The sequence below is a fragment of the Methyloversatilis sp. MC4-4 genome, assembly GCF_049843555.1.
GTDB classification, from domain to species: Bacteria; Pseudomonadota; Gammaproteobacteria; order Burkholderiales; family Rhodocyclaceae; genus Methyloversatilis; species Methyloversatilis discipulorum_B.
The window spans coordinates 936,747-949,444 of sequence record NZ_JBBHZK010000001.1 but is presented as its reverse complement, the minus strand read 5'-3'; the positions used below and the strand labels follow the sequence as shown (position 1 = coordinate 949,444).

Annotated in this window: 10 protein-coding genes; all 10 read right to left on the bottom strand. The window is 64.4% G+C overall.

All coding sequences use genetic code 11. The features are described from left to right. Positions 1-70: 70 nt before the first annotated feature. Positions 71-2,449, bottom strand: a complete 2,379-nt coding sequence (locus WDZ97_RS04355) for an efflux RND transporter permease subunit (protein ID WP_304003393.1) — start codon at positions 2,447-2,449, stop codon at positions 71-73. 21 nt (positions 2,450-2,470) lie between these two features. Beyond that, complete coding sequence (locus WDZ97_RS04350; protein ID WP_304003392.1) at positions 2,471-3,481, bottom strand: WD40/YVTN/BNR-like repeat-containing protein; 1,011 nt, start codon at positions 3,479-3,481, stop codon at positions 2,471-2,473. A 236-nt stretch (positions 3,482-3,717) separates the two neighbouring features. Beyond that, positions 3,718-4,221, bottom strand: coding sequence for an acetone carboxylase subunit gamma (locus WDZ97_RS04345; protein ID WP_019918104.1), 504 nt, complete (start codon positions 4,219-4,221; stop codon positions 3,718-3,720). Positions 4,222-4,259: 38 nt separating this feature from the next. Further along, a complete protein-coding gene (locus WDZ97_RS04340) occupies positions 4,260-6,584 on the bottom strand; it encodes a hydantoinase B/oxoprolinase family protein (protein ID WP_304003391.1) in 2,325 nt (774 codons plus the stop codon). 83 nt (positions 6,585-6,667) lie between these two features. After that, positions 6,668-8,815 (bottom strand): hydantoinase/oxoprolinase family protein, encoded by a 2,148-nt coding sequence (locus WDZ97_RS04335; protein ID WP_425761893.1) that lies wholly within the window; start codon positions 8,813-8,815, stop codon positions 6,668-6,670. A gap of 819 nt (positions 8,816-9,634) precedes the next feature. Then, positions 9,635-10,261 (bottom strand): glutathione S-transferase family protein, encoded by a 627-nt coding sequence (locus WDZ97_RS04330; RefSeq protein WP_425761892.1) that lies wholly within the window; start codon positions 10,259-10,261, stop codon positions 9,635-9,637. 109 nt (positions 10,262-10,370) lie between these two features. Continuing rightward, entirely contained in the window at positions 10,371-11,000 is a 630-nt protein-coding gene (locus WDZ97_RS04325; protein WP_304003387.1) for a glutathione S-transferase family protein, read from the bottom strand. Positions 11,001-11,023: 23 nt separating this feature from the next. Further along, on the bottom strand, positions 11,024-11,620 hold the full coding sequence (locus WDZ97_RS04320) for a peroxiredoxin (RefSeq protein WP_425761891.1): 597 nt from the start codon (positions 11,618-11,620) through the stop codon (positions 11,024-11,026). Next, positions 11,617-12,057: a hypothetical protein gene (locus WDZ97_RS04315; RefSeq protein WP_020164849.1), complete on the bottom strand. Its 441-nt coding sequence runs from the start codon at positions 12,055-12,057 to the stop codon at positions 11,617-11,619. Before WDZ97_RS04315 ends, WDZ97_RS04320 begins: the two co-directional genes overlap by 4 nt. Next, entirely contained in the window at positions 12,051-12,698 is a 648-nt protein-coding gene (locus tag WDZ97_RS04310; protein WP_304027014.1) for a 3-oxoacid CoA-transferase subunit B, read from the bottom strand. The genes WDZ97_RS04315 and WDZ97_RS04310 overlap by 7 nt, the downstream gene beginning before the upstream one ends.

Genomic DNA, 12,698 nt, shown 5'->3' with positions numbered 1-12,698 from the left:
GGACTACCCATGAGCCGCCTGCACACGCCCGTCGCCGTCGGCTGACACCGACGGGCGCGACGGGCTGCCCTCACACAACGACTGCAGGTTCTTCGGCGCGCTCGATCGGGCGCTGTTTGCTGCCCACGATGAACGCAGGGCGGAACACATAGACGATGGCCGGCATGATGAAGAGCGCGCTGAAGGCCGAGATGAAGAGCCACAGCGCGATCAGCAGACCCATGTCGGCCTGCAGGCGCAGTGACGAGAAGCTCCACAGACCGACGCTGGTGATCAGCGTCAGTGCGGTCACCAGCACGCCGCGGCCGGCGCTGGACAGCGCCTTGACGATGGCGCGCTCCACATTGGGGTTGTGGTGCAGTTCCTCGCGGATGCCATCGACGATGTAGAAGGTGTAATCCACCCCCAGACCGATACCCAGGGCGACCACCGGCAGCGTGTTGATGTTCATGCCGATGCCCTGCCATGCCATGTAGCTGAAGGTGATCGTGTTGGACAGCATTACCGGGATCATGAAGAACACCCCGGCCACCGTGGAGCGGTAGGTCACCGTGCAGCACACGACCAACACCAGCAGCGCCAGCGCGATCGCCTCGATCTGGCCGGCGAGGATGACCTCGTTGACCGCGGCCAGCACGCCGACCAGGCCACCGGCCAGCAGGTAGTCCGCCTTCTCGATCGGGTTCTGCGCCACGTAGTCCTGCACGCGGGCCACCGCGGTACGGATGGTTTCGCCCTGGTGGTCGCGGAAGAACAGCGTGACCGCGCCGTTCTTCGCGTCGGCATCGGCGTAGCGGTCCATGTCGCCCGGATCGGAACCGGAGACGAACATATAGGTCAGCTCCGAGTTCTCGCCGGCGTCGTTGCCCAGTTCGGCGTACATCGGATTGCCCTCGCGCAGCACGCGGCGCACCTGCGGCAGGATGTCCGCCAGCGAAATGCTGCCGCCGACCTCGGGCTGGGCTTCCATGTAGCGCTGGAAGTTGGCCATGCTCTGCAGCACTTCCGGCTCGCGCAGCGCGCCCTTCTCCTTGCCGGCGACCACGACGAACATGCGGTCGGAACCCTGGAACTGGCGGTTGATGTCGGACGCATCCTGGTTGTACGACGAGTCCGGCCACAGGATGGGAGAACCCGGGTTGGCGTCACCCACCTTCAGGTTGAAGGCATACCAGCCGGACACCACGAACACGACGCCGGTGATGGCCAGCACGACGTAGCGCAGGCGCGTGGTGACGACACCTGCACAGGCACGCAGGATGGTTTCGAGCACCGGGCGGATGTTCAGCGGATGCACGAACCCCTGTCCCGGCTTGAAGAAGGACAGCATGACCGGGGTCATGATCAGCGCACTGACGAAGATCGAGAAGATCCACACCGTGCCGATGTAGGAAATCTTTTCCAGCATCGGAATCGGGGTCAGCGCCACCACCAGCACGCAGCCCGCGTCGGCGACGATGGCCAGCATCGAAGGCTTGAACAGGTTCTTCGCGCTCGCCACCGCGGCCGCGGCCGACGTCGTCGCGCCGTGCGCGATCTCGTCGTCGTAGCGCGAAATCAGCTGTACTGAGTTGGAGATTGCCTGCGCCGTAATGAGGAAGGCCACCACGATCACCAGCGGATCGAGGTGGAAGCCCATCAGCTTGGCTGCGCCCAGTGCCCAGATCGCGCTGATGACACCAGCCAGCAGCGGCAGCACCGTGCCGTGCCAGGTGCGCGTGATCAGCATCAGGATGATGACCAGCGAGGCGATGGCGGCGAAGAAGATCTGTATGGTTTCGTCGAGGTAGTAATTGACCCAGCCGTAGAGCACCGGCTCGCCGACCACGCGCACCATCACGCCGTCGCCATCGGCCTCCTTGACCAGACCCATGATCTGTTCGAAGGCCTTGCTGTAATTGATGTCACCGTCGAGGAAGTCGGCGGTGATCAGCGTGGCCTTCAGATCCATCGACACATAGGGGCCGTAGATCAGCGGATTGTTGAGCACCGCCTCCTTCAGCACCGCCATCTCTGCCGGCCCCTTGGGCAGCTCCGGCCACATGATGGGCCGCGACTCGACGCCCTCGGTCGAGGCGCGCACCTCCTTGATCTTCTTCGATGCGATCGAGATGATCTGGTAGGTGTCGACGCTGTCGACCTGCTGCAGACCGACGGTGATCTTCTGCACCTTGGCCAGCACCGAGGGCTTGAAGATGTCGCCCTCCTTCACCTCGATCATGATGCTGACCATGTTCGAACCACCGAAGGTGGACTTGAACTGCTGGTTCACCGCGACGTACGGGTGGTTCTTCGGCAGCAAGTCGCTGAACACCGTCTTCACTTCGACGTGGCTCGCGAGATACCCCATGACGGCGGTCAGCAGCGCCACCGCCAGCACCACCCAGGTGCGATGACGGATCAGCGTCGCGAACGCGTGTTCGACCTTGCTGAAAGTTTCGTTTTTCACAGCATTCTCCCCCTGCGCTTCTTATCGACCGACGATGGTCAGCTTGCCGCCCTCGAGCACGCCCAGATTGGCGCCCGATACGTAGTAGCGATTGCCGGCACGCGCGATCTGCGTGCGCCAGGAGACGTCACCCTCGGAGATGCGACCGAGCTTCCATTCGGAGGCTGCGGCGTCCGACGTGACCATCACGCCCTTGTCGCCGACGGCGACCCAGCGGTTCTCGTCCCATGCGATGTCGAGCAGGTGTTCGCGGGTCAGGCGCGGCACTTCGCGCCAGCTGGCGCCACCATCGCTGGTCACCAGCAGAGTCCCGGTCAGGCCCACGGCAACGCCGTTCTGGTCGTCGCGGAAATCGACGCCCATCAGGCTCACCTTGTTTTCGAGTTCGTTCTCGGTCCAGGTCGCGCCGCCGTCGGTGGTGCGCATGACGGTGCCGAATTCGCCGACCAGCCAGCCGTTCTGGCCGCGGAAGTAGATGTCGTTCCAGGCGCGGTCCTTTTCTTCCATCGCGCGCGTCCAGGTCACGCCCTTGTCTTCCGAGCGCAGCAGCGAACCGAATTCGCCGACCGCCCAGGCCACGCCGTCGAAGATGTGCACGCGGAACAGCTTGTTGGGGTTGTCCGACTTCGGCACCTGCCCGGCCTTCCAGGAACTGCCGCCGTCGGCGGTGTAGAGAATGACGCCGTGATTGCCCGCAACCACCGCGTGCTGCGCATCCCAGGCGGCGATGCCCTGCAGGTTCTCGTAGGTGGGGGCCACCTGGCGGTGCCAGGTCTTTCCGCCGTCGTCGCTGCGAACGATCTTGCCGCCGGTACCGGCAGCCCAGGCGATCTGCTCGCTCGGTGCGGTGACGCTGAAGAAGTTGTCGCGCCGCTCGACTGCCTTGGGCTCGACCTTGTTGATGACGGCTTCGGCCTTCACGAAGAAGCCCGCGTACAGCAGACCACCGATGATGGCGATGGGAAGCGTCGAGGTGACGACATTGACCGCGGCACGTGCACCGCTGCCGAACCGCTTGAGCTGGTGAAGCATCTTCTGTCTCCTTCTGGCGCCGTTCCGTGCGCTGGGCGCACGACGCTTTTCATGACCTGGACGGACATTTCGGCGTGAGGGGCCCCCTGCAGCCGCCAGAGGCCGCATACGGGTACTGCCGATTCCGCGTCAGGGTGTTTGGAGGAAGGCGGCCGGCCGGAACCGGCCGCTGTCGCTGCGACCGGCCTCCCCCGGCCGGTCGCGCCGGGGCACCTTGTGGGCGCCCCGGCTATCCATCACGACGCCCGTTCGGGCACCGGAAGGCCGACCCACTCCTTGTAGAAGGCTTCGATGTCCGGCTCGAAGTCGTGGATCACCGGGTACCACGGGGTCGGTGCCTCGACGTCGTGCAGCGTGCCGCAGGTCGGGCAGTAGTACTCGCGGTACACCTGCCAGTTGGTATCCGGCGCCATCAGCTTCGGATAGACCTCGGTCATCGCCTCTTCCGTGTCACGCACGTAGATGTGCGCGTGCATCTTCCAGTTGTCGGTGTAGTCGCAGAACTCGTGACCACAATCGCACTTGATGACCCACTGCTTCTTCGCGGTCTGCACGATGTACATGTGCGGGGCCAGCGGCAGCACGATCTTGTCCTTGAAGGTCACCTTTTTCTGCAGCGCCTCGACGTACTGCTTGAAGCGGCTGTTGTCCTTCGGCATCGACAGCATGCGGAAAGTGGTTTCCCAGTCCAGCGTGCCCTCGGCCAGGTGAGCGACCTGCTCGTTGGTGTAAGTCGACATTTATTGCTCCTTGATTCGCGTGATCGGTCTGTTGGAGGTCACTCTTCGACCTGGACGACGGTGGTGACGTCAGGCATCAGCGACAGGTCCATGCGGTGCTTGGAACCGTAGGACGGAACGCCCAGTTCGGTCTCCAGCAGTTGCCAGTCGGCCGGCAGGCTCCAGAAGTCCTTGAAGTGCTTGGTGAACTTCTCGGACAGCGCGAAGCTGGTGGCGAACATGTGCTGGACGGCCTGCGACGCGTGCTTGTTGATGATGCGTTCGCGCTCTTCCTTCATCCATTCGCGCACCGGCACCGCACGGGCCAGACGTTCCTTGCGCATCTCGGCGCGACGGGCCTGGGTCTTGGCCACATCGATGACGTACGCACCCTTGGCGTTCTGGGTGAAGACGGCGCCATACACCTTCTGGGCGTACTCGGGCAGCAGGAACTTCTCGTTCAGATCCTTCTCGATCGCCTTCGGCTCGCGGTCGATCGGGTCGCCGAAGCCGGGGCCGCCACGCAGGTAGTTCAGGTACAGATCGTGGTTGTCGTAGCAGTCCTCGGTGGTCATGCACTGCTTGTCGCGCTTGATCCGTGCCGTGGCGTCGATGTTGTGCTCGTAGGTCGGCGAGGTCGGATCGATGTCGCCACCCAGCGGCAGGCTTTCGCCGTTGGCGATGCGACGCTCCAGGCCGGTCTTGTGCGCTTCGAAGCGGTAGCCGGTGGCAGCCGGGTAACCACCCATCATGCCCCAGTCGCTGTTCATGAAGCCGTTGCCCATGAAGAACATCGTCCAGTCCTGGGCGTTCCACACCATGCGCAGCGTCTCGAAACCGCAGCCGCCACGGTACTTGCCGTAGCCGCCGGAGTTGGCCTTCACGTTGCGGCCCATGTAGAGCAGCGGTTCGGCCATTTCCCAGATTTCGATGTCGCCCATGTCGCCTTCCGGATTCCAGATGGCGGCGGCGTGGTTCAGGCCGTCCTTGACGGCGCAGGCACCGGTACCGCACGACGAGGCCTCAAAGCTGTTCACCGCGTGGATCTCGCCGTCCTGGTTGATACCGCCACCCTGCAGCCAGTTCGAGGTGTTGGCATTACCGGCGTTCACCTCTTCGAGGTAGCCGCGGCTGAAGTAGGACTGCGACAGGCCGCGCCACAGCGCCGCCCAGCCGGACACCAGGAAGTGCCATGCGTAGGCGTGACCGGTGCGGCGGTCATCCGGGTTGCACCAGGTGCCCTTGGGCAGGTGGAACTCAGTGGCGAAGTAGGCGCCATCGTTGATGCGCTGCGTCGGCACCAGCGTCTGGCACATCATCACCCAGATACCCGAGGTGAAGGCCACCTGGTGGGCGTTGAAGGTATGCCAGCCCCAGCGGCTCGCACCTTCGAAGTCGAGGCGCCACTTGCCGTCCGGCTTGATCGTCATTTCGCACGGCGAGTGCATGATCGAATCGAGCTTGGCGAAGGCGGAGGACACCTGCACGTCTTCGTGCTTGTACGGCACATCGACGAAGGACACCTTGCGGTACTTGCCCGGCAGCGTCATCGCCTTGATGCGGCTCATCAGGCCGCGACGGCCTTCCTCGATGACCTCGTAGGCGAACTTCTCGTAGGCCTCGATGCCGTCGGCACGGATCACTTCCTCGACCAGTTCGCGGATCATGTGGCAACCGGCGATACGGGTCTTCTCGTCGAGAATCCAGTACTTCGGCGTACGCACCGAACGCTGCGACTCGTGCAGCCAGTCGCGCAGCGGCGTGTCATTCACACCGGTCTTGCGGCAGGTGATCATGTAGCCGTCGCCGAAGCGCTGCACCTGACCGGTCGACATCGAACCCGGGGTCACCGCGCCGGTGTCGATCACGTGCGTCACACCACCCACCCAGCCGATCAGACGGCCTTCCCAGAAGATCGGGACGATGGTGGCGATGTCGCACGGGTGCACGTTGCCGATCGAGCAGTCGTTGTTGGTGAACATGTCACCGGGATTGATGCCGGGGTTGGCTTCCCAGTTGTTCTCGATCATGTACTTGATCGCCGCGCCCATCGTGCCGACGTGGATGATGATGCCGGTCGAGGTGAGCACGCAGTCGCCGACCGCGTTGTACAGCGTGAAGCACAGTTCGCCTTCCTGCTCGACGATCGGGCTGGCGGCGATCTTCTTCGCGGTTTCGCGGGCATGCACCAGGCCGCCGCGCAGCTTGGAGAACAGCTTCTCGTAGCCGATCGGGTCGGCGTCGCGCAGTTCCAGCTTTTCCAGGCCGTTGTAGTGGCCGCTGGCCTTGGTGCGCTCGATGATGCCGTCGCGGAACTGCTTCAGCGTCTGGCCGTTCTTCAGGAGATCGGCGAAGCCGGTCTCGTTGTTGCTCATCATGTTCATTCAGTCTCTCCTTTGGAGTTTTTTCCGGATCGCTGCGCTGCCGGGCCCGGGTGGGCGCCGACAGCCCTTCAGGACGCCGGCGCTTACTTGACTTCCTTCAGGTGGAACAGGCGGTGCTTGTCGACGAAGGTCTCGAAACCGTCCGGCACGACGAAGGTGGTGGCATCGGATTCGATGATGGCCGGGCCGACGATGTGGTTGCCCGACTTCAGCGCTTCCATCTTCCAGATCACCGCATCGACCCACTTCTTGTGGCGATAGAACGGACGGGTACCGATGCGCGCTTCCGGCGGCGGCGTCGGGCCGCAGTCCGGGTCTTCCGGCAGCACCGGCTTCTGCGTCACCACGGTGCCGCGCATGATTGCGCCGGTGGCCGAGAAGCCCAGTTCGGGCGAACGTGCGGAGCTCGCGTACACGCGGCCGTAGGTGTTCTCGAACGCTTCGACGATCTTGTCCCAGTCGGACGCGGTCGCAGCGGTCGACACCGGCGAGATGATTTCCAGGTCGTTCAGCTGACCCATGTACTGCATCTTGTAGCCGGGGATCAGCATCACGTCTTCCGGCTTGAAGCCGTTGATGACGAACTCCTCGATCACCTTGCCCGCCAGCTCCGTCCAGGCCGCCTGCAGGGTCTGGCATGCGGCCGCCTTGTCAGCGTCGCTGGCCAGCTGGGCGACACCGAGGTCGACCGACTTGTCGTAGCGATATTCGAAGTCGGCGCAGGCGCAGCCGAAGGCCGAGAAGCCGGCCGCCCAGGCGGGTACGACGACGTCCTTGAAGCCGACGCCTTCGGTGTAGCCGTAGGTGTGAACCGGGCCGGCACCGCCGTAGGAGAAGCAGGTGAATTCAGCCGGGTTGTAACCCTTGGCGCTGATGTTGGCGCGCAGGTACTCGGACAGCGTCAGATCGAGCAGCTCGATCACGCCAGCGGCCGCGTCTTCGACCGACAGGCCCAGCGGGTCGGCGATCTGCGCCTTGATGTGGTCACGCGCACGCTGCACGTCGAGCTTGATCGCGCCGCCGAGGAAGTTGTTCGGGTTCAGGTAACCGAGTACGACGTGGCAGTCCGACACCGACACCGTGTCCAGGCCGCTTTCCGGCCAGCAGGTGCCGACGCGGTAGCCAGCGCTGTCCGGGCCCAGCTTCAGCGACTTCGAGTACGGATCCAGGCGCACGAAGGAACCGGCACCGGCACCGACCGAGTCCATCGCCACCAGCGGCAGCGACAGCACCAGACGGGCCATGTCCGGATCGGACTTGATGGCGAACGAACCCTTGGTGATCAGGGCCACGTCGAACGAGGTACCGCCGATGTCGGAGCAGGCAATGTTCTCGTCACCGAGCGCCTCGCCCAGCAGCTTGGAGCCGATCACGCCGCCGATCGGGCCGGACACGATGGTGCGGGCCAGTTCCTTGGCCTTCCAGCTGATGGTGCCGCCGTGCGTGGCCATCACGCGCAGGTCGAACTTGCCGCCGTGCTTCTTGAAGCGGTCGCTCACCTTCTTCAGCGTCTCGCGCGACGGTTCCGCGCCATAGGCTTCGAGAATGGTGGTGTTCATGCGGTGGCTTTCCTTGCGCTGCGGGTAGTAATCCACCGAGGCAAAGACCGGGATGCTGGAGCCGAGCTTCTTCAGTTCTTCCTTGACGATGTCGCGGGCGCGCTGTTCGCTGGTGCCGTTCTTGTGCGACTGCAGGAAGCAGATGACGATGGCCTGGGAACCGGCATCGACCAGCTCCTTCACCGCGGTGCGCACTTCGGCTTCGCGCAGCGGAATGACGACCTTGCCCTGCACGTCGGTACGCTCGGTCACGCCACGGGTACGCGACACCGGAACCAGCGGCTCGTCATAGCGGTGCGTGTTCAGGTGGATGCGGTCTTCCAGCGCGTAACCCAGATAGCTCTGCAGCGCGCGGCCCATCGAATGCACCTGCTCGAAACCGCGGTTGCAGATGAGACCGACGTCGAGGCCCTTGCGCATCAGAACGCGGTTCAGCATCGCGGTACCGGAGTACACGCAGGTCACCAGCTCCGGGTACACGTCATCGACCTCACGGCCCCAGTGCGCCAGTGCATCGACCGACGAGTTGTAGATCGCCAGGGATTCGTCCCCGGGATTGCTCTGTGCCTTGCCGACCACGAAGCGGCCGTCCGCACGGACAAAGAAGGTGTCGGTCATGGTGCCGCCTGCATCAATCCCCAGCACCTGAACCGACGAGTTATCGATCGTCATCTCCACGTCTCCATTTGAATAGTCCAACTGCTCTTCGCCTCCGACCCCCGTGGGCCGGTGTTTCCTGATCGATCTGGCCGCGATCGAACAAGCCTCCAGGTGCAAGGACGGTGCCAGTGCGGATTCCGGCACGCCTCAATCGCGTAATGGATTGATTTATATACGGATAATTTTCGTCGCCTGTCGGGTGACAACATGCCGACGGGCATCGGACGGATGGAATTCGGACGGCATCGTATGAAGCGACCGTAGTGCGATCGGACTGTCCGGAAACCCGCGTCGGACGGTCGTTTCGGACGGTTTTGATATGCTGCGTCGCAACAACTTCCAGGCAGCGTCAACGCTGCATGCCGCGCGACGTGTCAGGACATGACATGGAGATCATCGACGGGATCAGGATCGGTCGATGACGGCGCAGGAGGACGTCCCTCCCGGTTGCGGTCACGGTCGGAAGACGGGCTGAGCGGACGACGAAACATGTCCTTTTTGAGCGCGCTCGCCTTACCGCGACCGCAACCCGAATCGAGGACCGGGAAAGGCTGCCGTCGCGTCGCGGCCAAGGCCGCTCCCACAGGAAGTGCGCATGACACGCGGTCGAAGGCGGCTCTTTGTGGGAGGGGTCTTCTGACCCCGACAACGACGGTGGGCAGTGCGCGGCGCTTGGTTCAGGCCCAGGCGGTAATCATGACTACTTCCCGCAGAGCGCCCTCGCTCGGTTCCTGGCGCGAAGCCCGTGGGAGCGAGCTTGCTTGCGATTGCGACATTGTTCGAAGCCGGCGGCCAGCAACAGCCGCGTCGCGGCCAAGGTCGCTCGCGCGCTCAACGCAGCAGGATGGATTTCACTTTCCACACATGCTCGGCCGGCCGTTCGAGCGACGGCGACGGCAGCGCGCGCAGGCCGCGCGACGTGGCGTCGCGCGCCGCGACGCGCTGAAGCCAGCGCGCCAGCGCGTTGAAGCGATGCATATCCACGTCGGACCACGCATGCATGCGCATCCAGGCCCAGTGTGCGATGTCCGCAATGCTGAACGCGCCAGCAAGGTAGTCGGCGCCCTGTAGGTGGTGGTCGAACAGCGCGAACAGACGCAACATCTCCGCCCGTGCTGCCTTCGCATCACCCGTCTTCGCCGCGTCGGCGGCGTCGACCGGCAGCATGAGCCACTGCATCACACGCGAGCGACCCATGGCGTCGCTCGGCATCAGCTGGCCGCTGCGTTCGGCGAGATAGACCAGAACGGGACCGGCATCGCTGACCGAGAAACCCGCTGCGTCGTGATCGACGATGGTGGGCGAACAGGCGCAGGCGCTGACGCGCAGGAAGTCCGGCGCCAGGCGTTCGCCGCTGCAGGCTTCCATCGGGTGCACGGCATAGGGGATGCGCAGCTCTTCGAGCGCAATCGAAACCTTCCAGCCATCAGGTGTCGGTGCAGAGTAAAGGTCGATCATTCGCGCATCCCCCGATGCAGTGCTCAGTGGCCTCGATGCGATCCGGATGCGCGCGCCGCCCTGCCCTGCAGCGTGTCGCCCCATATCCGGCATCGCATGTCGGCGATCCTCAGGCGCGCGCGCTCGGGCGCGCGCTCACGTCCTTGTGCCAGCGCAGCAGATTGCTGCAGTCGGCCGGAATGCCGATGTCCGACCAGCCGGCGAACTCGATGCTGCAGTAGGTGGTGCAGTCGGCCACCGAGAAGGTCTCGCCGGCAACGTAGCGATGCTTGCCCAGTTGCTGGTCGAACTTGCGGAAGAAGTGACCGAGCCGCTCGCGGCCGCGTTCGACCAGGGCAGGAATCTGCGCCACCGGCGACGCGAAGCCCGGCAGACCGCGGTCGCGGAAGGCGTCGGCGGTATTCCGGAATACTTCGCCGGCGGCCATCATGCCTTCGTCGAAGGCTCGCCTTTCCCACATATCGACGATGGCGCGCTCGTAGGCGTTGCGACCGAGCAGCGGCGGCGCCGGATGCAGTTCTTCGAGGTAACGGCAGATCGCCATCGACTCGCCGATCTGGCGGCCGTCCGGCAGTTCCAGCATGGGCACCATGGCCTGCGGAAACTTCTCGATGTAGTCGGCGCGCAGGCGCAGGTTCTCACCCGACACCTCGACGATGTTCAGGTCCAGGTCCTTCTCGACGAGAAACATGCGAACCCGCTTCGGGTTCGGGGCTGCGTGCCAGTCGTACAGTTTCATGTGTCCGTTCTCCCAGGGTGCCATCACAGCATGTCCGAATGTTCGGCGAGGTAGCTCGCCACACCGCGATCGGTCGGCGTCATGCCGGCCTTGCCCTTCTGCCATCCGGCGGGGCAGACCTCGCCGTGCAGTTCCGTGTGCTGGAGCGCATCGATTACGCGCAGCAGCTCGTCGATGTCGCGACCCAGCGCGAGGTTGTTCACGATCTGGTGCTGCACCACGCCGGAACGATCGATCAGGAAGGTGCCACGCAACGAAATGCCCAACGGCCCTTCGACGCCGTAGGCACGCGACACGGCGTGCGTCATGTCGGAGATCAGCGGATAGCTGAGCGGACCGACGCCTCCCTCGGCATACGAGGTCTTCTTCCATGCCAGGTGGGTGTAGGCCGAGTCGATGGAACAGCCGACGACATCGACGTTGCGGCGGGCGAACTCGGGCATGCGCCGCTCGAAGGCGATCAGTTCCGACGGACAGACGAAGGTGAAATCCAGCGGATAGAAGAACAGCACGGTGTAGCGCCCGCGACCGTCCGACAGCGTGTAGGGGCGGAACTCGTTGTCGCCCCACACCGCGTTCTCGGTGAAGTCCGGCGCCGTCTGGCCAACCAGGATGCTCATGTCGATTCCTTTGAAGAGACGATTTCCGGGCGGAAGTGCCGGGCGCGGAAAGGCTTGCGCTGACGTCCGGCCGGCGGCGGGTCGTAGCCTTCGGGCTGGCGCCACGCCATCAGGCGCTGGTAGCTGGCGAGCAGCTTCATGAAGTTGGGCAGCGCACGGCGGGCCGGTGACGCTTCGTCGTACAGGTCCATCAGCTCGCGCAGTTCGCGCAGCGTGAAGCCGAGCTGCACGGCGGCCGCGGCGATGATGAGCCGGTCGTCGTCCTCGCAGCTGTAGCGGTCGGCGCCGGCGGCATCGATGATGCCGAGTTCCTCGAAGGCGGAAATCCGGGCCAGCGGAATGCCGTAACCCTGCACCAGCTGCTGCAGCGTGATCACGTTGGCGCGCGCGCTGCGACGCGCGGCGGCGGCAGGCGCCGCACCGCCCGGCGTCAGCACAGCACCACCGGCGCAGTGAGCACCGGCGCACCGGTCTTTTCGAGCACCTCGTCGATGCTCACGCCAGGCGCCAGTTCGCGCAGCTCCAGACCGTCCGGCGTCACCGCCAGCACGCACAGGTCGGTGATGATGAGGCTCACCACGCCGACCCCGGTCAGCGGCAGGTCGCACTGCTTCAGTATCTTGTGTTCGCCGCTGCGGCTGCAGTGCTCCATCATGACGATGACACGGCGCACACCGGCCACCAGATCCATCGCGCCGCCCATGCCCTTGACCAGCTTGCCCGGAATCATCCAGTTCGCCAGATCGCCGCGTTCGCTCACCTGCATCGCGCCGAGGATGGCGAGGTCGATATGGCCGCCGCGGATCATCGCGAACGAGTCGGCGCTGCTGAAGAAGCTGCTGCCCGGCAGCGTGCTCACCGTCTGCTTGCCGGCGTTGATCAGGTCGGCGTCGACCTCGTCCTCGGTCGGAAAGGGGCCGATGCCCAGCAGGCCGTTCTCCGACTGCAGCCACACGTCCATGCCTTCCGGAATGTGGTTGGCCACCAGCGTCGGCATGCCGATGCCGAGGTTCACGTAGTAGCCGTCGCGCAGTTCGCGCGCCGCGCGGCGCGCCATGTCGTCTCGTGTCCAAGCCAT

What these genes read in the sequence shown, in the direction of transcription:
- WDZ97_RS04350 (WP_304003392.1), bottom strand. Translation starts at nt 3,481, where the DNA reads ATGCTTCACCAGCTCAAGCGGTTCGGCAGCGGTGCACGTGCCGCGGTC.
- WDZ97_RS04345 (WP_019918104.1), bottom strand. Translation starts at nt 4,221, where the DNA reads ATGTCGACTTACACCAACGAGCAGGTCGCTCACCTGGCCGAGGGCACG.
- WDZ97_RS04340 (WP_304003391.1), bottom strand. Translation starts at nt 6,584, where the DNA reads ATGAACATGATGAGCAACAACGAGACCGGCTTCGCCGATCTCCTGAAG.
- WDZ97_RS04335 (WP_425761893.1), bottom strand. Translation starts at nt 8,815, where the DNA reads ATGACGATCGATAACTCGTCGGTTCAGGTGCTGGGGATTGATGCAGGC.
- WDZ97_RS04330 (WP_425761892.1), bottom strand. Translation starts at nt 10,261, where the DNA reads ATGATCGACCTTTACTCTGCACCGACACCTGATGGCTGGAAGGTTTCG.
- WDZ97_RS04325 (WP_304003387.1), bottom strand. Translation starts at nt 11,000, where the DNA reads ATGAAACTGTACGACTGGCACGCAGCCCCGAACCCGAAGCGGGTTCGC.
- WDZ97_RS04320 (WP_425761891.1), bottom strand. Translation starts at nt 11,620, where the DNA reads ATGAGCATCCTGGTTGGCCAGACGGCGCCGGACTTCACCGAGAACGCG.
- WDZ97_RS04310 (WP_304027014.1), bottom strand. Translation starts at nt 12,698, where the DNA reads ATGGCTTGGACACGAGACGACATGGCGCGCCGCGCGGCGCGCGAACTG.